This is a genomic window from Gemmatimonadaceae bacterium (assembly GCA_019637445.1).
Lineage (GTDB): Bacteria > Gemmatimonadota > Gemmatimonadetes > Gemmatimonadales > Gemmatimonadaceae > Pseudogemmatithrix.
Map to the genome: position 1 here is coordinate 769714 of JAHBVS010000001.1, position 22684 is coordinate 792397.

23 protein-coding genes are annotated in these 22684 nt (G+C 67.7%); 9 read left to right on the forward strand and 14 right to left on the reverse strand.

Features of this window, described 5'->3' with window-relative positions; all coding sequences use genetic code 11:
* Positions 1–4: 4 nt before the first annotated feature.
* From dacB to KF709_03640, 3 genes are read left to right on the forward strand one after another with little or no spacing between them, the layout of a single operon-like run.
* Entirely contained in the window at positions 5–1495 is a 1491-nt protein-coding gene (gene dacB, locus KF709_03630; protein MBX3173473.1) for a D-alanyl-D-alanine carboxypeptidase/D-alanyl-D-alanine-endopeptidase, read from the forward strand.
* Positions 1495–2751, forward strand: coding sequence for a molybdopterin molybdotransferase MoeA (locus KF709_03635; protein ID MBX3173474.1), 1257 nt, complete (start codon positions 1495–1497; stop codon positions 2749–2751). The genes dacB and KF709_03635 overlap by 1 nt, the downstream gene beginning before the upstream one ends.
* A 13-nt stretch (positions 2752–2764) precedes the next feature.
* Positions 2765–3487, forward strand: a complete 723-nt coding sequence (locus KF709_03640; protein MBX3173475.1) for a hypothetical protein — start codon at positions 2765–2767, stop codon at positions 3485–3487.
* An 88-nt stretch (positions 3488–3575) separates the two neighbouring features.
* On the opposite strand, the gene KF709_03645 is transcribed toward KF709_03640, so the two are convergent.
* From KF709_03645 to KF709_03655, 3 genes are read right to left on the reverse strand one after another with little or no spacing between them, the layout of a single operon-like run.
* The gene (locus KF709_03645; protein MBX3173476.1) at positions 3576–4067 is read right to left on the reverse strand and encodes an isoprenylcysteine carboxylmethyltransferase family protein; all 492 of its coding nucleotides are present in this window, start codon (positions 4065–4067) and stop codon (positions 3576–3578) included.
* A gap of 8 nt (positions 4068–4075) precedes the next feature.
* Positions 4076–6136, reverse strand: coding sequence for a (Fe-S)-binding protein (locus KF709_03650; protein ID MBX3173477.1), 2061 nt, complete (start codon positions 6134–6136; stop codon positions 4076–4078).
* A gap of 37 nt (positions 6137–6173) precedes the next feature.
* A complete protein-coding gene (locus KF709_03655) occupies positions 6174–6335 on the reverse strand; it encodes a helix-turn-helix domain-containing protein (protein ID MBX3173478.1) in 162 nt (53 codons plus the stop codon).
* A 195-nt stretch (positions 6336–6530) separates the two neighbouring features.
* Between KF709_03655 and KF709_03660 the strand changes: the two genes are divergently transcribed.
* Positions 6531–7619, forward strand: a complete 1089-nt coding sequence (locus KF709_03660; protein ID MBX3173479.1) for a hypothetical protein — start codon at positions 6531–6533, stop codon at positions 7617–7619.
* 72 nt (positions 7620–7691) lie between these two features.
* Positions 7692–8105 carry a hypothetical protein gene (locus KF709_03665; GenBank protein MBX3173480.1) on the forward strand — a complete coding sequence of 138 codons (414 nt, stop codon included), beginning with the start codon at positions 7692–7694 and terminating at the stop codon, positions 8103–8105.
* A 169-nt stretch (positions 8106–8274) separates the two neighbouring features.
* On the opposite strand, the gene KF709_03670 is transcribed toward KF709_03665, so the two are convergent.
* The 4 genes from KF709_03670 to KF709_03685 all read right to left on the reverse strand — a co-directional run bounded on the left by KF709_03670 (position 8275) and on the right by KF709_03685 (position 11954).
* Complete coding sequence (locus KF709_03670; GenBank protein ID MBX3173481.1) at positions 8275–8379, reverse strand: hypothetical protein; 105 nt, start codon at positions 8377–8379, stop codon at positions 8275–8277.
* Positions 8380–8802: 423 nt separating this feature from the next.
* Positions 8803–9780 carry an electron transfer flavoprotein subunit alpha/FixB family protein gene (locus KF709_03675; protein MBX3173482.1) on the reverse strand — a complete coding sequence of 326 codons (978 nt, stop codon included), beginning with the start codon at positions 9778–9780 and terminating at the stop codon, positions 8803–8805.
* Positions 9780–10532 (reverse strand): electron transfer flavoprotein subunit beta/FixA family protein, encoded by a 753-nt coding sequence (locus KF709_03680; GenBank protein MBX3173483.1) that lies wholly within the window; start codon positions 10530–10532, stop codon positions 9780–9782. The genes KF709_03675 and KF709_03680 overlap by 1 nt, the downstream gene beginning before the upstream one ends.
* A 111-nt stretch (positions 10533–10643) precedes the next feature.
* A complete protein-coding gene (locus tag KF709_03685; GenBank protein MBX3173484.1) occupies positions 10644–11954 on the reverse strand; it encodes a sterol desaturase family protein in 1311 nt (436 codons plus the stop codon).
* A gap of 25 nt (positions 11955–11979) precedes the next feature.
* Between KF709_03685 and KF709_03690 the strand changes: the two genes are divergently transcribed.
* Entirely contained in the window at positions 11980–12783 is an 804-nt protein-coding gene (locus KF709_03690; protein MBX3173485.1) for an SDR family oxidoreductase, read from the forward strand.
* Here KF709_03690 and KF709_03695 read toward each other — a convergent pair.
* Positions 12780–13256, reverse strand: coding sequence for a hypothetical protein (locus KF709_03695; GenBank protein MBX3173486.1), 477 nt, complete (start codon positions 13254–13256; stop codon positions 12780–12782). The genes KF709_03690 and KF709_03695 overlap by 4 nt on opposite strands.
* 167 nt (positions 13257–13423) lie before the next feature.
* Here KF709_03695 and KF709_03700 point away from each other — a divergent pair, with 167 nt between their 5' ends.
* Both KF709_03700 and KF709_03705 read left to right on the forward strand, forming a co-directional pair.
* Positions 13424–13810 carry a hypothetical protein gene (locus KF709_03700; GenBank protein MBX3173487.1) on the forward strand — a complete coding sequence of 129 codons (387 nt, stop codon included), beginning with the start codon at positions 13424–13426 and terminating at the stop codon, positions 13808–13810.
* Between the two features lie 70 nt (positions 13811–13880).
* Positions 13881–14699, forward strand: a complete 819-nt coding sequence (locus tag KF709_03705; GenBank protein ID MBX3173488.1) for an SDR family NAD(P)-dependent oxidoreductase — start codon at positions 13881–13883, stop codon at positions 14697–14699.
* 46 nt (positions 14700–14745) lie between these two features.
* On the opposite strand, the gene KF709_03710 is transcribed toward KF709_03705, so the two are convergent.
* From KF709_03710 to KF709_03735, 6 genes are read right to left on the reverse strand one after another with little or no spacing between them, the layout of a single operon-like run.
* Positions 14746–15981, reverse strand: coding sequence for an acyl-CoA dehydrogenase family protein (locus KF709_03710; protein MBX3173489.1), 1236 nt, complete (start codon positions 15979–15981; stop codon positions 14746–14748).
* A gap of 33 nt (positions 15982–16014) precedes the next feature.
* Positions 16015–17067, reverse strand: a complete 1053-nt coding sequence (locus tag KF709_03715; GenBank protein MBX3173490.1) for a carboxypeptidase regulatory-like domain-containing protein — start codon at positions 17065–17067, stop codon at positions 16015–16017.
* A 52-nt stretch (positions 17068–17119) separates the two neighbouring features.
* Complete coding sequence (locus KF709_03720) at positions 17120–17890, reverse strand: SprT-like domain-containing protein (protein MBX3173491.1); 771 nt, start codon at positions 17888–17890, stop codon at positions 17120–17122.
* Positions 17887–18705, reverse strand: coding sequence for a metallophosphoesterase (locus tag KF709_03725; protein ID MBX3173492.1), 819 nt, complete (start codon positions 18703–18705; stop codon positions 17887–17889). Before KF709_03725 ends, KF709_03720 begins: the two co-directional genes overlap by 4 nt.
* A gap of 10 nt (positions 18706–18715) precedes the next feature.
* On the reverse strand, positions 18716–19747 hold the full coding sequence (locus KF709_03730) for an NAD-dependent isocitrate dehydrogenase (protein MBX3173493.1): 1032 nt from the start codon (positions 19745–19747) through the stop codon (positions 18716–18718).
* 18 nt (positions 19748–19765) lie between these two features.
* Positions 19766–20389, reverse strand: a complete 624-nt coding sequence (locus KF709_03735; protein MBX3173494.1) for a hypothetical protein — start codon at positions 20387–20389, stop codon at positions 19766–19768.
* A gap of 177 nt (positions 20390–20566) precedes the next feature.
* Here KF709_03735 and KF709_03740 point away from each other — a divergent pair, with 177 nt between their 5' ends.
* Entirely contained in the window at positions 20567–22630 is a 2064-nt protein-coding gene (locus KF709_03740; GenBank protein ID MBX3173495.1) for a carbon starvation protein A, read from the forward strand.
* Positions 22631–22684: the final 54 nt, after the last annotated feature.

Consider the following 22684-nt stretch of genomic DNA (forward strand, 5'->3'; position numbering starts at 1 on the left):
CTCTTTGGCACTTGCCGCCGCAACGGCGCCGCTCGCCGGCCAGCAGGCCGAACTCAAGCCGAGCGTCCTCACGGAAAACTTCCAGCCGCGCACGCGCTCCGAGCTCGGCGGCTTCGTGGACTCGCTCATCGCCGACCCGATGTGGCGCACGGCGCATTGGGGCGTGCTCATCGTAGACCCCGAGCGCGGCGACACGCTCTACTCGGCGAACGCCGGCAAGCTCTTCCTCCCCGCGTCGAACGTAAAGCTGGTCACGGCCGCCGTCGCGCTGGCCCAGCTCGGTGGCGAGTATCGCACGAGCACGGCGGTGTTCGGTCGCCGGCCAGGGCGCGACGGCGCGATGCCGGGTGATCTCGTGATCGTCGGCCGCGGCGATCCTTCGGTGAGCGACTCCTTGGCCGGTGACGCGATGGCGCCGCTGCGCGCCATCGCCGACTCGCTGGCCGCGCGGGGCATCAAGAGCATCGCCGGACGTCTCCGCCGCGCCGGCGACGCGTTTCCCGGCGACACGCTCGGCCTTGGCTGGGCCTGGGACGACCTCGACGAAGGGTACGCGGCGCCCGTTGACGAGCTGTTGTTCAATGAAGGCTTCGCGCGCATCACGGTCTACGGCGCGGAGCGTCCCGGCGGCCCGGTCCGCGTGCGCACGCATCCCGCGCGTTCTCTGCCGCGCATCCTGCGCGTCAACGTCGAGACTTCGCGCAACTGCTGCATGCTTCGCTCGCGCGTGCGCGCGCGAAGCATCGCGGACGGTGGCGGCCTCGCATTTGAGTTGACCGGCAGCGTGCGCGCGGGGGACTCGACGAGCGTCAACGTCGCTCTGCGCAATCCCTCGCGTGCGTTTCTGACGGCGCTCGAGGAGGCCCTGGCCTCGAAGGGCATCCGGGTCGACGGCGGCGTCGATGCGGACTCGCTCGCCGACACCACGGGGATGGCCCGTCTCGCGACGCTGCCGTCGCCACCGCTGACCGCGATGCTCGGCGCCTTCCAGAAGCCGTCGCAGAACCAACTCGGGGAGATGCTGCTCCGCCTCGTGGGGCTCGAGCGCACCGGCGTGGGCACGGCGGACAGCGGGCTTGTCGTGGTGCGTCGCCAGCTGGCCGAGTGGGGTGTGGACTCCAGCGGCGCCGCGCTGCGGGACGGCAGCGGGCTATCGCGGCACAACTTTCTCACACCGGAGTCGATTGTTCGGCTCCTGCACGTGATGCGTACACGCGCTGACTTTGACGCCTACTACCAGGCGCTGCCGGTCGGCGGTGTGGACGGCACGATCCGCGAGCGAATGGTCGGCACGCCCGCGATGGCCAATGTGCGCGCCAAGACCGGCACGCTGGACAAGGCGCGCAACCTCTCCGGCTACGTGACCACGGCGGATGGACGCGTGCTGCTCTTCTCGTTGATGGCCAACAACCATACCGTGCCGACGCGCGAGGTCGAGCGCGTGCAGGACGCGATTCTCGTCTACTTGGCGTCGATGGACGGCGGACTGCGCTGATGCTCTCCGTCCTCGAAGCGGCAACTCGGATTGCGGCGTCGGTGGCGCCGCTGGGGGTGCTTCGGGCGCCGCTGAACTCCGCGCTGGGTGCGGTGCTCGCCGAAGACGCCGTCTCACCGATCACGCTGCCGCACTGGGACAATTCGGCGATGGACGGCTACGCGGTCCTCGCGGCCGACATTGCAGGCGCGTCGGAGTCCTCGCCGCGCGAGCTGCCCGTGGTTGGGAGCATTGCCGCCGGCGCGCGCGCGGAGCGGGCGCTGGTGCCTGGGGAGGCGATGCAGATCATGACGGGTGCACCACTGCCGGCCGGTGCCGATACCGTGGTGCGCGTTGAGGACACGGACGGCGGCACGGCGCGCGTGCGGGTGCTCAAGGACCGGGACGCGGGCAAGAACATTCGTCGCGCCGGTGAGGACGTGCACGCGGGTGCCGTGGCCATCCCCGCGGGCACGCCGATTGGTGCGGCGCAGATCGGTGTGCTGGCGAGCATCGGGTTCAGCGAGGTGCCCATCCATCGTCGACCGCGCGTGGCGATCCTCGGCTCCGGCGACGAACTGGTTGACCTGGATCGTTTCGACGAGGTGCGCGCGGGCAATCGCATCGTCAGCTCCAACCGGCACACGCTCGAGGCGCTGGTTCGACTGAACGGTGGCGAGCCGCTCTCGCTTGGGCACGCCGCCGACACGCTGGAGGCGGTGACGGCGTTGCTCGAGCGCGCCGCGGCGCTCAAGCCAGATCTCATCATCACGACCGCCGGCGTGAGCGTCGGCGAGCACGACCACACGAGAACGGCTGTCGAGGCGCTCGGGACGAAGCTCGACTTCTGGCGCGTCCGCATGCGGCCGGGCGCGCCTCTCGGCTTCGGCCGCGTGCGCGACATCCCGTGGATCGGACTTCCCGGAAACCCCGTGTCGGCAATGGTGACCTTCGAGCTCTACGTGCGGCCGGCGATCCGTCGCATGCTTGGCCACCGGCGGGTGCATCGACAGCCCGTGCGGGTGGTGCTCGAGGAACCGGTGAGCATCGGGGCCAAGCTCACGCACTTCTACCGTGCCATTGTCGCGCCGCGCGCGGACGGGACACTCGGCGCGCGGCTCACCGGCCCGCAGGGATCGGGCATCCTGACCTCGATGTCGTTGGCCAACGCGCTGCTGATCGTTCCGGAAGACTCGGGTACCGTCCCGGCGGGCGAGACGCTGTCGGCCTTCCTGCTCGGCGACGATGCCGGCCTGCGCGAGGACTTCTCGCTGTGAGCGCCACCTGAGCGTGCCGGCAGCGGATGATGGCGAGGCACACGCGGCCAGCGACGCCGCCGAGATCGCGCGTCGCTTTACGCTGTCCGAGCAGACGGTGGTGCTGCCCGACTGGTCGCTGGCGCTCGAGAAGCCGCGCAACTCCGACGACCTCATCTCAGAGGCGGACTACGCCAAGGACGAGCGGCTCCCGTACTGGGCGGACCTCTGGCGCTCGGCGGAGATTCTCAGTTCGTATCTCATCACGCACCGCTCGCAGCTGCTCGCGGCGTTCGGAGGTGCGGGCAGGCCTCGTTCGCTGGAGCTCGGCTGCGGGCTCGGCTTGGTGTCCATCGTGGCGCAGCGGGTGGGCTTCGATGCACTGGCGACGGACTACTACGATGATGCGTTGCTCTTCGTGCGGCACAACGCGAGGCGCGCGCTCGGGGCGCCGATCGCAACGCGACTTGTGGACTGGAATGCGATCCCCGCCGACCTCGGGCAGTTCGAACTGCTGCTTGGGGCGGACCTCTTGTACGAGATGCGGTATGCAGGCCTCCTGGCCGACGTCGTGGCGCGGACCTTGGCTCCCGAGGGCGTGATGTTGCTGGGAGATCAGGGACGCATCGGGCTGCAGGCCTTCCTTGGCGAATGCGAGGCGCGCGGGCTCAGGCACGAGGTGCTGCATCGTGAGGCGGCGCCGGTGGGGGAACAGCGACCGAGCATTACGCTCTACGCGCTGCGGTGGCGGCGGTAGCGCGCCGCGGTGGCGGCGGTAGCGCGCGGCGCCGTCAAGCGGGTGGCGCTCGTCTCGCGAATCGTGCAGTTGCGGGCCTCGGAGCGACCTAGAGCCAGCGCCGCACCTCGGTGAGATACCGCTCGTAAAGCTCACCGAACTTCCGCGCGAGATACGCTTCCTCCCGCGCAATCACCCAGCGGTTGGTCGCCGCTACGGCGGGAATCACCATCAACACCAGGGCGAGGCTGTCCTGCCAGAGCCCCGCGCCCAGCTGCATCAGCGCGAACGCGAGATAGATCGGATTGCGCGTCAGCGCGTACGGTCCGGTGGTGACGATGGCGGTGGTCGGCTTCCAAGGACGTACATCTGTCTCGTGCCGCCGCAGCGTGAGCGCGGCCCAGCTCGCGAGTGCGGCGGCCAACGCCATGAACACGAACCCCAGCGCCCCCCAACGATCTGGCCGCACCGATACGGGCCGAATCACGTGCACGACCACGGCGATCGCGATCGCCCACAGGAACACGAAGGGCGGCTTGATAGGCAGGTTCGGATGATCGGGCGGCAGCTCGATCAACGACTCCTTCGGGTGCTCGGACACGGACCGACCTACGCCAGCCGCTCCGCCACTACCTCGGCGATGTCGTACACGGGCACCTCGGAACCCTGTGCCTTCACACCGTCGGCCATCATCGTCATGCAGAAGGGACAGGCGACTGCCACGGCGTCGGCCTTGGTCGCCAAGGCCTCCTCGGCGCGGTCCACGTTGATGCGTTTGCCGACGGTCTCCTCCATGAACATCCGGCCGCCGCCGGCGCCGCAGCAGAAGCCGCGATCCTTCGTGCGGCCCATCTCGACCAGGTTCACCACCGGCAACGCCTTCCGCAGCGTCTCGCGCGGCGCCTCGTAGACGTCGTTGTAGCGACCGAGATAGCAGGAGTCGTGGTAAGTGAAGGTGCGCACGGGGCCGTGCAGCTCCTCGCGGATTGGTACGCGGCCCTGGTCCATCAGGTGCTCGATGTAGGTCGAGTGGTGGATGACCTCGTACTCACCCCCGAACTGCGGATACTCGTTGCCGAGTTGGTGGAAGCAGTGCGGGCAGGCGGTGACGACGGTCTTCACGCCGTACTTGCCCAGCGTCTCCACGTTCTCCTTGGCGAGCATCTGGTAGAGGTACTCGTTGCCCATACGGCGCGCGGGGTCGCCGTTGCACTTCTCTTCCTGCCCGAGGATGGCAAACTTGACGCCCGCCGCCTGCAGAATCTTCGCAAACGCCACCGTGGTCTTCTTGGCGCGGTCATCGAACGAGCCCATGCAGCCCACCCAGTACAGCACCTCGGGCCGTTCGCCGCGCTCCGTCATCTCGGCCATCGTCGGGATGTTCATCCCCTCGGCCCACTTGGCGCGGTCACCGGGATCAAAGGCCCAGGGCGAGCCGCTGGTCTCCATGGACTCGAAGGCCGGCATCATCTCTTCCGGGAATCGCGACTCGGCGAGCACGAGGTTGCGCCTCAGCTCATTGATGACGCTGAGCTGGTCGATCGAGACCGGGCACTCGTAGACGCAGGCGCGGCAGGAGGTGCAGGCCCAGAGCTCCTCGTCGGTGATGTAGCCGCCGAGGAGGAGCTTCTCCGAGAGGTCGGAGGGCGCGTCAGCCGTGAGGGTTGCGACGCCGCCCTCACCGGACGCCATCCACGGCGCCTTGGCCTCCAGCCGTTCGCGCACGTTGACCATGATCTTGCGCGGCGAGAGCAGCTTGCCCGTGCTTGCCGCCGGGCAGACGGCGGTGCAGCGCCCGCACTCCGTGCAGGCGAAGCCATCGAGCAGCGACTTCCAGCTCAGGTGCTCGACATCGCTGGCGCCGAACTGTTCGGCGTCCGCACCCTCGAAGTCCATCGCGCGCATCGTGCCGACCGTGCCCGGACCGCTGGTGTTCGAGAGGAAGGTGTTGGGCAGCGAGACGACGACGTGCAGGTGTTTCGAGTACGGCAGGTAGTTGAGGAAGCCGAGCACGAGCAGGGCGTGCGACCACCAGAACAGCTCGTGCATCAGGATCGGCGCGGGCATTCCGGGCTGGAAGCCAAAGCGCACGAGGATCTGCGCCAGCGGATAGCTCACGGGGAACGCACTGGCCAGCGGATCCGGCGCGGAGGCAAAGTGGAAGGCCTCCGAGAGAAACATGGTGACCATCAGCGCGCCGATCCAGCTGAGGATCAGGAGCGGATCGTTCGGGTGCGTCTCGGGGCCCTCAAGGCGCGGCACGCGATGCGTGAGTCGGCGCCACAGCGCCATCGAGACCATCGCCAGCACGATGAGCGCGAAGCCCTCCTGGCTGGCCACGTACAGGCGGTAGATCGGCTCCGGCAGGAAGTGCTCGTAGCCGAAGCTCGGGAGCACCCCGGCAATCAACATCTCCGTGGTGCTCGCACCCAGCACGAGGAAGCCCCAGAAGATGAGCGCGTGCATGGGGCCGGCGACGCCATCGCGGAAGATCTTCCGCTGGAAGATGCCGATGGTCAGCAGGTTGCCGACGCGGGTCGGGATCTCGGTCCAGCGCACGTCGTCGAGCCGGCCGACGCGCAGGTAGCCGACGAGGCGCTGGACGTTGTAGGCGAAGGACCCCAGCGATAGGACGAGGATCAGGGCGAAGCCGATGTGCTCTGCGGACACGGGGATAAGGTATGCCACGGTCACTGGTCCCACCACGTCAGCGGGAATCGGCGAGGGCGGCCCAGCCGCCGCTGGCGAAGCGCCGCAGCCACTCGTACGCCGTGTTGGTGCTGATGCGGAGCGCAGCGGCGACAGCCGCCACCGATTCGCCGTCGACGACGACCCGGCGAACGCGCCCGGCTCGCCCGCAGACGGTCAATCGCGCGCTGTGTGGATGTTCACTGAGGCCTCTGGCTGAAGGTTAGGTGGCTCGCACCTCCGGCTTTCTCGGTTATTCCTCGGTGAACAACCTTTTTGGAACCGACATCTAGGCCAGAAATCGTAACGCCCTAGGCCTATTGACTTCTTCTGCGCCATCCACGACAGTTTCGTGCGAACCTCATCCGGGTCTACCATGTCGTTCTCGCACACCATGCCTGCGATGCTGCTGCTCGCGGTTGCCACAGCCGCCGCTGGGGCGCAGCCGACGCTGGACCTCTCGCCCTCCTGCTCAACCTGCCGCCTTCGGTTCGAGGAAGTGGTGGCGTTTCAGGCGGACTGGGGGTCGGGCGGCCTGCCGACGCGGCCCATGGCGGTGCATCGCTTTGCCCGGTCCCACTGGATCGTCCTCGACGCGGAGGCTGCCACGGTCTACCGCTTCGACGAGCGAGGTCGCTACGTCGGGCTGATTGCTCGGCGCGGTGCCGGCCCGACCGAGATGCAGTCGCCAACACTGTTGCTCGATTGGGGTGCCGACTCCGTCGCGGTGTTCGACTCGGGGAACGCGAAGGCCCTCATCTTTGGACCGTCGGGGCGCCTGGAGCGAGAGGAGCGCGTTGATGTTGTGCCGACGATCCGTGCCTCTCGGCTGGCGAGCGGCGGTTTCCTCGTGGCCGGGATGATCGGTACCCATGCAGGCTTCGGGATGCCCTTCCACGAGTACTCGCGGCAAGGCGCACTCGTGCGATCGTTCGGCTCGCCGGCGGACGCCCGCGTCGTACGGCCGAGCCAGGTGCCTACGTATCGGACGCCGATGCGGATCGCGGCATCCGGAACGTTTTGGGCTGTCGACGCGAGATCGCCAGTCATTCGACAGTTCGCGCTCGGCAACACGCAGAGGTCCGAGTGGCAGCTCCCCATGAGCGGTTTCGAGAACTTCACCACCCGACGTCCAGGTGGGGCGCACGGCGCCGAGTTCTTCACCATCGAGGAGCGATCCGACGGACTATTGATGGTGGGCATGATCTTACCAGATCCGCGCTCACTGGAAGCCGTCGGCGAGGCACGCATCGTCGATGGGCATCGCGTAACTGTCGTCGACGACTGGGGCCGCTACGTGAATACCCGGTTCTTCGTGCTCGACCCGGCGAATCGGCGATTGATCGCGACCGCCGACGAGGACGCGTACGTGTCTGGATCCCTCGGCGACGGGATGTATTGGGGCATTCGCCCCGGAGGAGATGGGGGACGGCTCGTTGTCTTGCGGGCAACCTTTTCTCGGTGAGCACACCGGGAGATCAGCAGCCGAGTCTTTAGGTACTTAGCAGGAGGCGTTCTGTGTGGAGTCGTCGCGGTCATGTTATCCGCGTTCTCGACACCACAGCAGCTCGATTCGGCGAACGGCGACGTCTCGCCCATCTCGATTCGCGACTGCTTGGCGACGTGCAGTTCACTGCCGTGCGGCACGACGGTCGAGCACCAGAACGTGACTGGGGGGCCGGGAGGGTTCGGGCTCGGGCGACACAGCTGTTACGAGGTGGAGCTCGGATGCGACTATCACGCATGTGCGGTGACGGGCGCGCCACCGAAGGCGGATCTTGAAGGACTCATCGAACGGTCAAACCTTGACGAGCTGCTGCGCGTCGTTCCGCGCCAGAACGTGGCGTATGTGCCAGAGCGCGGTGTCGTGCAGCTGATGGCCGACTGCGGTTCAGTCATCGCACAGCTACCAGCCACCCCAGCGGCGATGGCGCTGCTGAGCACGGAGTAGTTACGCAGCAACAATAGGAGTTCGAGCGAGCCCCGCCCCGGGGGCCACGGCTACCCGCGCCGTGGCCCCGCTGGGCGTTCGCGATCAGACACGACCTCACTCAGGAGTGTGACACCGTGGCATCCGACGTTCGCGTGACCTGCATCCAGCGTGACACTAGCAGTCGGTTCTAAGGACGTTGTTCACGCTGCATTGGGAAGTGCAGCAGCGGCGGGACGCGACCGAGCGACCGATGGGGCCGTTCGACGTTGTAGCAGTCTAGGCAGTCGGGCAGTGCCGCGTCGCGGTGCGCGGAGGTCCGGTACGGCTTCTAGTGGGCCCAGCGGCGGAGCGCGGCCTGCATGAAGCGCTCCGCCTTGCCGTTCGTCTCTTGTCGATAGGGCCGAGTGCGGAAGTGCCGGCAGCAGCTCCGCGTACGCGAGGCGCATGGCGTCGTCGACCGCGACGTGGAGGTGGTCCTGCCCGAGGCCGCCGCGGCGCGCGACCTTCGAGCGGTTGCCGTGCGCGCGGTGTCCGGCGGCCGCAAAGCGGTCGAGCGCCTTGGTGCCGACGTGCTCCAGTTCGCCCGGCTCGCCCGCAGACGGTCAATCGCGCGTTATTGTGGATGTTCACTGAGACCTCTGGCCGAAGGTTGGGTGGCTCGCACCTCCAGCTTTCTCGGATATGCCTCGGTGAACAACCTCTTTGGAACCGACACCTACGCCTTCGCCTTCTTCACCGCCTCCGTCAGTACGGGCAACACCGCCAGCACGTCACCCACGATGCCGTAGTCGGCAATCTTGAAGATGGGCGCGTCCTTGTCCTTGTTGATCGCCACGATGGTCTTGGACGTGCGCATGCCGGCGAGGTGCTGGATGGCGCCGGAGATGCCGCAGGCCACGTAGAGGTCCGGCGACACAAGGCGGCCCGTCTGCCCGATCTGATCGGCGTGCGGGCGCCAGCCGTCGTCGGTGACGGCGCGCGTGGCGCCAACGGCCGCATTGCCGAAGGCTGCGGCGAGATCCTCGACGAGCTTGAAGTTCGCGGCTTCCTTGAGCCCGCGACCACCGGAGATGATCACCGGCGCCTCGCCGAGGTCGAGCTTGGCGGCGTTGCCAACCGCAGTCTCCGTGACCTTCACGCGGCTGGTGGAGGGATCGCCGCTCGGCGCGAGGGTCTCCACCGTGCCGGCCTTGGCGTTCTCCTTGGGCAGGATGGCACCGGGGCGCACGCTCACCACTGCGGGTGACGCCGTCAGCGTGACTGTCTGCAGCACCTTGCCCGTGTAGCCGGGATGCGTCGCGGTGATGGCATCAGCCTTCACCTCGAACGCAGTGACGTCCGACGCCATCGGCACACCGAGCTTGGCAGCCACGCGCGGCGCGAGGTCCTTGCCCGTGGCGCTCGCCGCGCAGACGAAGCCTGCGTAGCCGCCCTTCACCTTCTCGGCGATGGTGGCCGCAACCGCCTCGGGATTGTTGTGCGTGAAGCCCGCGTGCTCGACGACGAGCACGACATCGGCCCCGTGCTTGCCCAGCGCCTCGGCGTGCTTGCCGATGCCTGGCGCACCGAAAAGAATCGCGTGCACCTGTCCGCCCTTGGCGTCGGCGATCGTGCGGGCGGCGGTAACGGCTTCGAGCCCAGCGCGGCGGAGGTCACCACTGCGCGACTCGGCAAATGCAAGAATGTTCGACATTAGAGAACCTTGGCCTCTTCCTTGAGGAGGCGCACGAGCTCCGGCACGGCGTCCGGACCCTCACCGATGATCTTGCCGGCCGAGCGCTCCGGCGGCAGCGCCATCGCATCGAGCGAGAGCCGCTCGGCGGGCAGTTGCGCGGGCTTGGTCTCCAGCGGCTTCTTCTTCGCAGCCATGATACCCTTGAGCGAGGGGTAGCGCGGCCGCGCAATGCCCTCGTCGATGGTGACCACCGCGGGCAGGGCGCACTCGACGAGCTCGTAGGCACCCTCAAGCTCGCGTCGCATCTTCGCCGTCGTGCCATCGAACTCCAGCTTGGAGATCGCGGTGACGCAGGGCAGCCCGAGCAGTTCGGCGGTGATGGCACCGACCGCGCCGTGTGCGGTGTCGATGCTCATGCGCCCGAACATGATCAGGTCGTAGCCGCCATCCTTGAGCTCGGCGGCCAGCGCGCTGGCAATCGCGAACGAATCGGCCGGCACGTGGTCGGCCTTGAGCTGCACGGCGCGGTCGGCACCCATCGACATCGCCTTACGCAGGGTCTCCTGCACGACGTCGGGGCCGAGGGAGATCACGACGACCTCTCCGGCGTTGTCCTTCTCCTTGATCTGCAGGGCGGCCTCGACGGCGTAGCCATCGAAGTCGGAGACATCGAATTTGAGCCCCGATTCGTCCACGGCCTTGCCGGACGGGGCAATCTTGAAGCGGACGTCCATGTCGGGGACGCGCTTTGTGAGCACGGCGATTTTCACGGCGGTCTTCGGGGTTGAGTACCCCGGGGAATTTAGCCGCGGTCACAGAGCGACGAAAGACGAAGGACGGAGGGGGCGAGGCCGTACGGCCTCGCCTCTTTCGTCCTCCGTCTACATGATCGGCGCCAGTTCGGTCTGCGTCAGGGCGCTCCGATAGCGGATCAGCACCCCCAGCGAGAGGGCGCTGAACGCCAGCCCGGCGACTGCCAACGCGGCCGGTCCTAGACCCGTCCACAACAGCGCCGCAAAGGCGGTCATCGCCGTGATTTGGCGCGCCGTCTCGAGGGCTGCGGCCCACTTGGCGCTCTCGAAGACACCGCCGACACCGGCGAGGGCAATCGCGATGAAGAACGCTGCCGCGGCCGCCTGCGCCATCGGAATCGTGTCGACGCGCTGCAGGAGCACGAAGGCCGCCACCAGTGCGGCGGCGAACTGCGCGAACGCGTACCACGCCAGCGGCGCCGGCACCGGCGGGTCAAAGGTCTCGAAAGTCTCGCGACTCACTTCCTTCGGCCGCTCGATCTCCCCAAGCTCAGCCGGCCGCCAACCCGGCCGCCCAAACACGATCCGCCACTTGTCACGCCAGCGCCTGGCCGCCCACGCGTCGCGCGCGATCTGCACGAACACGTGCACGTTTGCCCACAGCGGATTCCAGCTGCGCAGCGGCTTGGTGATCCCATAGACCGGCTCCTCCTCCTCGACCTGGAAGCTGCCGAACCAACGGTCGAAGACGATGAACACGCCCGCGTAGTTCTTGTCCTGGTACTTGGGGTTCACGCCGTGATGCACGCGATGGTGCGAGGGGGTGTTGAGAATCAGCTCGCCGAGCGGCGACAGGCGCCCGACGGCTCGCGTGTGGATCCAGAACTGGTAGACGAGATTGAGCGCGTTACAGGCCACGAACATGCGCCACGGCACGCCGATGAAGGCCAGCGGCATGTAGAACACCCACGACATCAGCCCGTGCAGCGCACTCTGCCGCAGCGCCACCGGCAGGTTGTACTCCTCGCTGCTGTGGTGCACCACGTGGCCGGCCCACAGCACGTTGATCTCGTGCGCGTAGCGATGGCTCCAGTAATAGCAGAAATCCACGAGTACGAAAACCGCGGCCCAGCTCAGCAGCGCCGCGCCATCGACGGCGAGCCACGGGAACGCGTCCAGCGCAGCGAACGGCGCACGCTCCGGCCAGGCCGGCACCACGCGTGAGAGATGCTGCAGCGTCCAGCGCTCCCCCACCCAGATGAAGATCCCGATGCTGAAGAGCTTGGTGAAGATGCCCGAGAGCTGGCTCAGGATCCCACAGCTCAGATCGCTCAGCGAGTCGTTCAATCGCAGCACTCGCCGTCCCGTCACCTGGCTCCATAGGAGCTCGGCGCCGATCAGCAGAAAGAACAAGGGGATGCTGGCCTGGATGATGCCCATCGCCCGGGAATAGTAGATTCAGCCCGTGACCGAAACCACCCAGACACTCCGCCCGCTCGCGGTCGTGACCGGCGCCTCGGCCGGACTCGGCAAGGAATTCGCGACGCAACTCGCCCAGCGGGGCTTCGACCTCCTGCTCGTGGCCCGCGACGCCGAGCGGCTGGGGGCGCTCGCCGACGAGCTCTCGCTGCTGCACGGCGTCACCGCGACGCCCTGGCCGGCCGATCTCTCGCGCGACGTGGACATGCGCGGGCTCGCCGAGCACCTGGCCAAGGAGTCGCGGCTGATGGTGCTGGTGAACAACGCCGGCTTCGGCACCAAGGGGAAGCTCGCCACGCGTCCGGTGGGCGAGCAGGCCACGATGCTCGAGCTGCACGTGATGGCGCCCTACCTGCTCACGCGCGCGGCGCTGCCGGGCATGATCGAGCGGCGCGAGGGTGTGATCATCAACGTGGCATCGGTGGCCTCATTCACCGCGAGCCAAGGCAACGTGAACTACTGCGCGACCAAGGCCTACCAGCGCGTGTTCAGCGAGGGCCTGGCGATGGAGCTCGCGGGAACCGGCGTGCACGTGCAGGCACTCTGTCCCGGATTCACGCACACGGAGTTCCACGAGCGGATGCAGATCGACAAGACGAAGGGCATCCCGAACTGGGCCTGGCTGACGGCGGACCGGGTGGTGCGCGAGTCTCTGGACGAGGCGTTCCGCGGTGGTCCGAGTGTGGTGATTCCCGGCAAGCGCTACAAGCTCACGGTGTTCGCGCTGCGACATATGCCGCTATGGCTGCGGCGCAGGATGCAGGCGCGGTACTCGAAGGCGCGCGTCTAGCGCGGCGCGAACGGCGCAAGCGCCGCCCGCCGCACCCGCACGATCCAGATCGCACTCACGGTCGTCACCACCGCGGTGGCAATCCCGACCGCAGCGCCGAAGCCGGCGTTCGCCATCACGACCGCGCGCAGGGCGTCGTAGCGCGTGATGGTCTCGGAGGCAAAGGCCGCAATGAGGCCGGCGTAGCTGAACGTCATCCACCAGTAGTGGCTCTCGATGAGTCCGGCCCGACGATGCGGATTGCGCGCGAGGCGGGCGGCGCGCGCACGGCGCGCGACCCAGGTCCCGACCACGATGCCGGTCAGCGAGATGACCGCCGCAACGTGGAACGGCCCGAAGGTCCCGAACAAGCGATAGATCAGAAAGGCCGTGACGTTGACGGTCGTCATCGCGCCGACGTAGACCCAGCCGAGCTGGCGGTGTCGCCGGCCGCCCTTCCCGCCGAGGGCGAGTACGATTGCCCCGACTGCCATGGCAAAGAACGCCGATCCGAGGTGTAGCGCGCCGATTGGGTGCAACAGTGCCTCCGTAGTCCGTTCGAGACCACTACGGGGATTCTCCGACAAGGTTGCAGCGGAGGCCCTACGGTGGCGCGCGGCACGGCTCCGTAGCGTGCAGTCGGCCCCTTCGCGAGTCACGGATGTCCTACACGCGCCTTCTGTTCACCTGGTTGCTTCTCGCTGTGCTGATGCCACTCAATGGCATCCTGCGTGAGTTCGGGCTCAAGCGGTTTCTCCCCGCGACGGCAGCCGACTGGGCGAGTGCTGCGACCGGGATCGCTATCATTCTCGTCACGACACGGCTGCTGTTTCGCGTTCCGGCCGATGCGCCCAGCGTGAGGCTCGCCGCGCAGGCCATGCTGCTCGTGCTGCTCACGGTGGCCTACGAGTTCGGCATCGGGCTGATGGGTGGCCAGAGCCTCGCCGAGCTCAGTGGGCACTACGCCCTGTGGCGCGGGGAGGCTTGGCCGTTGGTGTTGCTCGCGCTTGGGGCCACGCCGTTCCTGTGGCGGGGACTCGCGCGATAGTTTGCGCAGCACGGCGTGGACTGCGCGATATTCAGCGCGTGAGCCCAACAGCGTCGATCCCCCGTAAGCAATGAATCTCGACAATCAGGTCGTGCTGCTCACCGGGGCAGCCGGCGGCATTGGCCGCGCACTCGCGGGAGCGTTGTCCGGCGCGGGATGCCGGCTCGCACTCGTGGACCGCGACGAACGTGGCCTGCGCGAGACAGCGGCGGCGCTGCCCCAGACCGGCCGCCGCGTGAGCCTGCACGTCTGTGATCTCGCCGACCGCGAGGCACTGCGAGCGCTGCCCCAGGCCGTGCTGCACGAGCACGACGCCATCCACGTGCTGGTCAACAACGCCGGCGTCGGCGTCGGCGGCACGTTCGAGCAGGTCGGCGAGGAGGACTTCGACTGGCTGATGCGCGTCAACTTCCACGCGGTGGTGGACCTCACCCGCGCGGTGTTGCCCGTGTTGCGACGCAACGCGGCACCGAGCCGGATCGTGAACGTCTCAAGTCTGTATGGCCTTGTGTCACCACCCGGCCAGACGGCCTACAGCGCAAGCAAGTTCGCGGTCCGCGGCTTCAGCAACGCGCTCCGACACGAACTGCGCGGTGGTTCAATCGGCGTATTGGTGGTGCATCCCGGCGGCGTCTCAACGGGCATCGCCGACAATGCCCGTGCTCCGCAGGGCATGGACCCCGCGGAGTTCGATCGCATTCGCAAGGAGAAGAACCGCCTGTTGCGGATGCCGCCCGCGAAGGCGGCGCGGATCATCGTCCGCGCCATCGAAGCAGACAAGGCGCGCGTGATCGTCGGCTTCGACGCCAAGGTCGTCGCGCTACTCGAGCGACTGATGCCCGTCAGCTACTGGCGCGTGCTCGAGTGGCTCATGACGCGCCGCAGATAGTGGGTGGCCCGGCTCTGGCGCCGGGCCACCGCACGCATTGCCGTCGTCAGCCCCCGAACGCGTTCATCCCCGTCACGGCCTGCCCGAGGATCAGCGAGTGCACGTCGTGCGTGCCCTCGTACGTGTACACGCTCTCGAGATTGGCCATATGCCGCATCGACGCATACTCGGCCACGATGCCGTTGCCGCCAAGCAGGCGCCGCGCCTCACGTGCGCACTCAGTCGCGATGTGCACGTTGTTGCGCTTCGCCAGTGAGACCTGCTGCGGCGTAAACGTGCCGGCGTCCTTCATGCGGCCGAGGTGCAGCGAGACGAGCTGGCCCTTCACAATCTCCGTCAGCATATCCGCCAGTCGCACCTGCTGGATCTGGAAGCCACCGATCGGCCGGCCGAACATCACGCGCTCCTTTGAGTAGCTGAGCGCCTCCTCGTAGCAGGCCATCGCCGCGCCGAGCGCACCCCAGGAGATGCCGTAGCGCGCCTGCGTGAGGCACATCAGTGGGCTCTTGAGGCCGCCGCTCTTGGGCAGGATGGCATCGGCGGGCAGGTGCACGTCGCTGAACACCAACTCGCTGGTGACCGAGGCGCGCAGCGAAAGCTTGCCCTTCTGGTCCTTGGCCGTGAAGCCCTTGGCGTCCGTGGGCACGAGGAAGCCGCGAATGCTCGCGCCGCTCTCATCGTTGTCCTCGGTCTTGGCCCAGACCACGGCCACGTGCGCCATCGTACCGTTGGTGATCCACATCTTGGCGCCATTCAGAATCCACGTGCCGTCCTTCTGCTGCTTGGCGCGCGTGATCATGCCGGCCGGGTTCGAGCCGTAGTCGGGCTCGGTGAGCCCGAAGCAGCCGATCTTCTCGCCCTTCGCCATCTGCGGCAGCCAATGCTTCTTCTGCTCCTCGCTACCAAACGCGTAGATGGGATACATCACCAACGAGCCCTGCACGCTGGCGAACGAGCGGATGCCTGAATCGCCGCGCTCAAGTTCCTGGTTGATGAGCCCGTACATCACGTTGCTGAGGCCCGCGCAGCCGTACTCCTCCGGCAGGTTCGCGCCCAGGAAGCCGAGTTCACCGATCTCGGGAATCAGCTCTGATGGGAAGCGGCCCTCGACGTAGCAGTCGCCGATGATCGGAAGGACCTTCTCGTCGACGAAGGCACGGACGGAGTCGCGCACAGCGCGCTCTTCTTCCGTCAGCGCGGCATCGATGTTGAACAGGTCGCCCTCGCGCGGCTTGAGCTGCGGCGAGGCGAGAAAGGTCTGGGTATCGAGGTCGGAAGCCATCAGGTTCTCGGGTCGGGTGGAGACTCGGGAAATCTAACGGTCGGCCCCGGCTGCGCGGCGGAGCAGTGCCTCGGCCGCCGGATCCTCGTACACGAGGGCCCCGGCACGGCGCACACGCGACACCATTCGCCCCTCGGCCCAGAGCCCGACGGCCCGCCGCTCGCTCGAGGACCAGCCCGAGAAACGTGGCATCCGGACCTCCCACTGGCGCAGGATCCAGTGGCCACTCGGCAGTTCCTCGAATCGCAGCTCGCCCCCCAGCCCATCAATGCGATGGTGGATGGGCGGGTTCACGTACGCGTACTGGACCTCGCGGAGGTGCAGCGTGGCGCGGTCGAGCCAGAAGATGCCGGTCACATCGGCGATGCCGGGCCCGGGTACGCGGGCGGGCTCGAACTCCACGCCCACCCAGTCCGGGTGACGCGCCTCATCGGCCACGCGACGGAAGCAGTAGCGCTCGGCGAATCGCTCGTCGGCCACGACGGGCAGCGTCGGCGCGTGGTAGGTCGTCGTGTCGCTGTGCAGGCTGCGGCGGATGAAGCCGAAGCGGAACAGCGAGTCGTAGTAGGTCGGCGGATGCGGATCCTCAAGGCCAACGCGGCGCACGGACTCCTCGCGTAGATCGAGCTCGCCGCCGAATACGTTGGCCTGGTACTGCACCGCCTCGACGTCCAACGAGGAGTCGCGCGCGGCAATCTGCGTGCTGAGGAGGACCGCGCGGGCCTGCTCCCAGAGTTGCCAGGCCACGGCCTCACCGCGCGGGCCGCAGATGCGGTCTTCCTCGACGCGCATCGGCGCGAGCGTGACGCTGCTGCCGCGCAAGATGTAGGTGAGTGCGCGGACCTCTCCGCGGGCCAGTAGTTGTGGCGGCAGAGACTCGGGGCGGAACCCGGGTCGCAGCACGCGGAGGCGCACCGTGCCTGGCAGGGCGAGGCGAACCGTGAAGCGGCCGCTGTCGTCGGTGACGAGACGGCCAGTGGCCTCCTCGGCGCTCCACTCGACGAGAACACGGGCCGCCGGTGCGACCGAGTCGGGGCGGATGAGTGTGCCGCGGAGCTGCTGCGCGGGCGCGGTCGTGGGCAGCAAAGCCGCAACGACCGCGCAATGGGCCGCAGCGCAGCATCGCCGCGACATCGCGCTACGCACTGCGCTTGGCCCTCGGCAACGCCCCCACCTCGCGGCACTTCCGCCGGAAGTCGAGGCCGTGGTCGATCGGCAGGCCCTGCTCGTGCTGCCACTGATGCACCATCTCGTGCAGCAGCGTGTCGACCGCGCTGGCGAAGCCGTCGCGCCGGATGTGCCGCGCGCTGATGGCGATCTCCGGCCCGCCGCCCTCCACGCCGGGCGCATAGTGCCCGAGCCGCCGAACCATCCGCCGCGAGACGCGAATGGGCACGAGCTTGAGCGACGCGCCAAAGCGTTCGCCGTTGAGTCGCGTGTGCCACTCGGCCAAGCGCTCGGCCAGCGCTTCGTCTTCCGGATGCGTGCGCTCGGGCGCGCGCGGCGGCTTGGTGTGCGCCGGCAACGGGTAGGCGATGATCGCCTGGCGTGCCGCCTGACGCTCCCAAGTGCGCCGCGCCATTACGAAGCGCACGATCTGCGCGTGCATCTCCACTGGCGCGTCGCAGAAGCCTTCGTGCACGCGCAGCTCGAAGCCCTTGATGCTCACGACCACGGAACGGTTGCGCGTGAGCACCAGCGACTTCACGTGTTGCAGGCCAAGACCGCGCAGGGCGCCCAGCAGGCGATCTGCCGCGCGCTCGGCGTCGGCGGCGTCCTCGGCGTCCTGTTCGTCGCGCTCGTCGATGTCCGCCATCGGCTCGAGATTCGCTTCCTCCGGGTGCGGCGAGACCGAGTTGCCGTCACCGGCGATCGGCGCGCCAAAGTCGAAGCCGAGCTGCCCGCTCATCGCGCGAACTCGCGGTCGCCGCGCGCCTCGAAGTCCTGCGCCTCGTCGTTCCACACGCAGGCGCGCACGCGGAGCGTCTGCGGCTCGACCTCAATCTCCTGAAACGCCGCCGGCAACCCGCCGCGCGTGCGCTCACAGAACGACGTGCTGTGCGAAACGATCATGCGGCGCGCGCCAAGCGCGACCTCCTCGATCCGCGTCTGGTGGTCGTGCCCGTTGAGCACGAGGTCCGCACCCGTGGCCAATGCTTCACCGATGCCATCGGCGCGGTTCACCAGTCCCCAGCGCCGCGAGAGGTCGCCACGCAACAGGTTGTGATGGAACACCAGCACCTTGAGGTTGCCCGGCGGCGCCGCCGCGAAGAGCTGCCGCGCGCGCTCCCACTGCGTCGGACGCACGGCACCGACGACCGACAGGTCACGTAGCCGCGTGGTGAGCGTGTAGGGCTGGATCCCGTGGCAGGAGTTGATCGCGACCAGCGTCACGCCAGGCAGCGTCAGCGTTGGCTCGAGGTCTCGGGAGATCCATTTGCGATAGCCGCGCAGCAGCGGCCAGCGGATGCCGAGCCCGACGGTCTGCCACCACCAGGCCACATCGTGGTTGCCCGGCACCACGAACACCGGCACCTGCGCGCGCAGCGAATCCAGCCAGGCCTTGGCCTGCCGGAACTGTCCGCGAAAGTTGCGTTGCGTGAGGTCACCGGCGACGACGACGGCCTCGTAGCGCCCGTCGGCCACCCGGCGCGCCACGGCGTCCGTGTACTGCGAGACGGCGTGGCGGCCGAAATGGACGTCGCTGACCTGGAGCAGCCGCATCGGCGGCGACTTAGGCCTTGGCCTTCAACCGGGCGATGACGGCGTCCGTGTACTGCTCCGTGGTCGCCGTGCCACCAACGTCGCCCGTCACCGTCTTCCGCTCGCGCAGCGTGGCCTCGATGGCCGCGCGGATCGCGTTCGCACGATCACCCTGCCCCACGTGGTCGAGCATCTGGCAACCGGCGAGCATCACCGCCGTCGGGTTGGCGATGCCCTTGCCCGCGATGTCCGGCGCCGTGCCGTGTACGGCCTCGAAGATCGCCACGTCGTAGCCGATGTTCGCGCCCGGCGTCAGCCCGAGGCCGCCCACCAGGCCGCTGGTGAGATCCGAGAGGATGTCGCCGAAGAGGTTCGTCGTCACGATGACGTCGTAGCGCTCCGGACGCATCACGAGGTCCATCGCGCAGGCATCGACGATCTTGTCGTCGAACTGCACACGGCCCTCGTACTCCTTCGCGATCATCCGTCCCGTCTCCAGGAATAGCCCCTGCGAGTACTTGAGGATGTTCGCCTTGTGCACCAGCGTGACCTTCTTGCGTCCGTGCTTCACGGCGTACTCGAAGGCATAGCGTACGATGCGGTCCGCGCCATGCCGCGACACGATGGCCACCGACTGCGCGACCGCGTGCGGGTCATTGCCGACCTTCACGTAGTTCTCGACGCCGACGTAGAGACCCTCCGTGTTCTCGCGCACGAGGATGATGTCCACGTTCTCGAAGCGCGAACCCGGCAGCACCGTCTTGGCGGGCCGCAGGTTGGCGTAGAGGTCGAACTCCTTCCGCAGCGCCACGTTGATGGAGCGGAAGCCCTTGCCGACGGGCGTCTCCAGCGGGCCCTTGAGCGCCAGCTTGGTGCGCTTGATGGACTCCAGCGTCGACTCGGGAATCGGGTCGCCGTGGGCTTCCACGGCAGCCATGCCGGCGAGCTGGCGGTCCCAAGTGAACTTCGCGCCGGCGGCTTCGAGCACGCGGACGGTGGCGTCGGTGATGGCGGGGCCGATGCCGTCGCCGGGAATCAGGGTAACGTCGAGTGTGGCGGACATATCTATGAAGAGGAAGTCTTACGGATCAATGAATAGGGCCGCGATACGCGCGGCGATGGAATCCAAGCGCCCCGCACCATCGTCGGACGGGATATCCGCCGACCAAGTGACGGTGCGCGTGCGCGTGTCGGCAATCACCACACGCAACACCGCCGCATCACCGGCGCCACGCAGCTCCACCGGGATCAGCGCGTAGCGACCGTCGCCGAGTGCGGTGAGCTGGCGCAGGTTGTCGGCGACGATCTGCGGCAGGTTGTCGCCGGACTTCGGCAGCCCGCCGCGCCAACGACCGACGCCGATCGCCGTCGGATCGCCCGCATAGAGCACGTTGCGCTTGGCCGCGCGCACCACGTCACCGGCGTATGACCAACGACCGGCCAGCCCACCATCGCGCAGTGCGATGGTAAGCGCCGAATCCAACTCGGCGCGCACGCTCACCCACGACGCGCTGTGACTCCAGCCCGCGGTATCCGCGCGCCAGAGCTGCGCCGGCAACACGGTGACGTGCTGTGCCGCGAACTGCGCCATCGGGGCCTGCGGGGGCGCGGGCTGGTCCTGCGCCTGCACTAGCGACGCCAGAACCAGCAGGGCGACGGCCGGGCGAGCGAGGATCACGAGATGGCGGAAAGCGGGTGGGCGCACGGCAGAAATCTAATGGTCGACCCCTCGCGCCTGAACCTTGAACGCCCTCCGTGCCGTGCACGTAGAGCAGCCAGTGCGCCCCTCCCCCGGCACTGGGTGGGGCGGTAGGTTCGTCCCGTCCGTCGCGGCCCGGTTCTCAGCTCCCGGGGCGCGCAGGTCCCCCCGATCCGACCTCCCATGCCCCGTTGGCTGTCGGCCCTGATCTGGGCCGCCGTCTCGATTGCCGGTGCCATTGGCTTCGGCGTCATCGGTCTCAAGCGCGGCGAGACCATCTCCGCCGCCTGGCTGCTCACCGCCGCCGTCTGCACCTACGCGGTGGGCTACCGCTTCTACTCGAAGATCATCGCGGCCAAGATTTTCGCGCTCGATGCGACCCGCGCCACACCCGCCGAGCGACTCGGCGATGGCCGTGATTTCGTGCCGACCAACAAGTGGATTGTCTTCGGGCACCACTTCGCGGCCATCTCCGGCCCTGGCCCGCTGGTCGGCCCGACGCTGGCGGCGCAGTTCGGCTTCCTGCCCGGCGCACTGTGGATCATCGTCGGTGTGGCACTGGGTGGCGCGGTGCAGGACTTCGTGATTCTCTGCGCCAGCGTGCGCCGCGACGGCAAGTCGCTGGGGCAGATGGCCAAGGAAGAGATTGGGCCCATCGCCGGCTACACGGCGCTGGTGGCGGTGATGGGCATCATGGTGATCCTCATCTCCGTGCTCGCGCTGGTGGTGGTGAACGCGCTGCGCGACTCGGCCTGGGCCACGGTGACGGTGGGCCTGACAATACCCATCGCGATGTTGATGGGCGTCTACATGCGCTACATCCGGCCGGGCGCCGTGCTGGAGACATCGGTGATCGGCCTCGTGCTCTTGGTTGTGTCGCTGTACGCCGGCCGCTGGGCCGCCGAGCACGCGACGCTTGGGCCGCTGTTCACACTCGACGCGCGCACGCTAGCCTGGTCGGTGATGGCCTACGGCTTTGCCGCCTCGGTCATTCCGGTGTGGCTGTTGCTCGCTCCGCGCGACTACCTGTCCGCCTTTGTCAAAATTGGTGTGGTGTTGGCCTTGGCTGGCGGCATCCTGCTGGTGTTGCCACCGCTCGAGATGCCAGCCGTAACGCAGTTCATTGACGGCACGGGCCCGGTGTTCGCCGGCAAGCTGTTCCCCTTCGTGTTCATCACGATTGCCTGTGGGGCGATTTCCGGCTTCCACGCGCTGATCGCCAGCGGCACGACGCCAAAACTGCTGGAGAACGAGGCCGACGCACGGATGGTCGGCTACGGCGGCATGCTCACGGAATCACTGGTGGCGGTGATGGCGCTGATCGCTGCCTGCGTGCTCACGCCGGGCGTGTACTTCGCCATCAACGCGCCGGCCGGCATCATTGGCACGACCGCTGAGAGCGCGGCGACGGCCATCGCACAGTGGGGCTTCGTGCTGCGGCCGGAGGAACTGACGACGCTCGCGCAGCAAGTCGAGGAGGCTTCCCTGCTCTCACGCACGGGTGGCGCCCCTTCGCTCGCCGTCGGCATGGCGCACATCTTCGCCTCCGTGCTCGGCGGCAGCACGGCGATGGCGCTCTGGTACCACTTCGCGCTGATGTTCGAGGCGCTGTTCATCCTCACCACCGTGGACGCCGGCACGCGCGTCGGCCGCTTCATGCTGCAGGACCTGGGCAAGCACATCTGGGAGCCGTTCGGACGCGTGTCGTGGTATCCCGCGGTCGTGGCCTCGAGTGCGATCGTTGTCGCGATGTGGGGCTACTTCCTGTACCAGGGCGTGACCGATCCGCTGGGTGGCATCAACTCGCTGTGGCCGCTGTTCGGCATCTCCAACCAGTTGCTAGCCACGGTGGCACTCTGCGTGGGCACGACCATCATCATCAAGATGGGAAAGGCGCGGTATGCCTTCGTCACCGTGTTGCCGATGATCTGGCTGGTCATCGTGACGACGACGGCGAGCCTGACGAAGATCTTCGGCGCGGACCCGCGCGTTGGCTTCCTGTCGCACGCACAATCGATCCGCGACACGCTGGCGGCAGGTAACCTGCCGGCGGGCGTGGCCGATGCGGCCGCCGCACAGCGGCTGATCTTCAACGACAACCTGAACGCCATCGTCGCGGGATTCTTCCTCGTAGCGGTGGCCATCATCCTCGTGGATTCCGCGCTGGCCTGGTGGCGCGTGCTGTCCGGACGGCTGCCGATGACGACGCGGGAAGCACCGTACGTGGCGTCCTCGCGCGCCGCGTGATCGTCGCGAGACCTGCGTAGACCAAGCAACCGACTCACAAGCAGCTGATTCAAG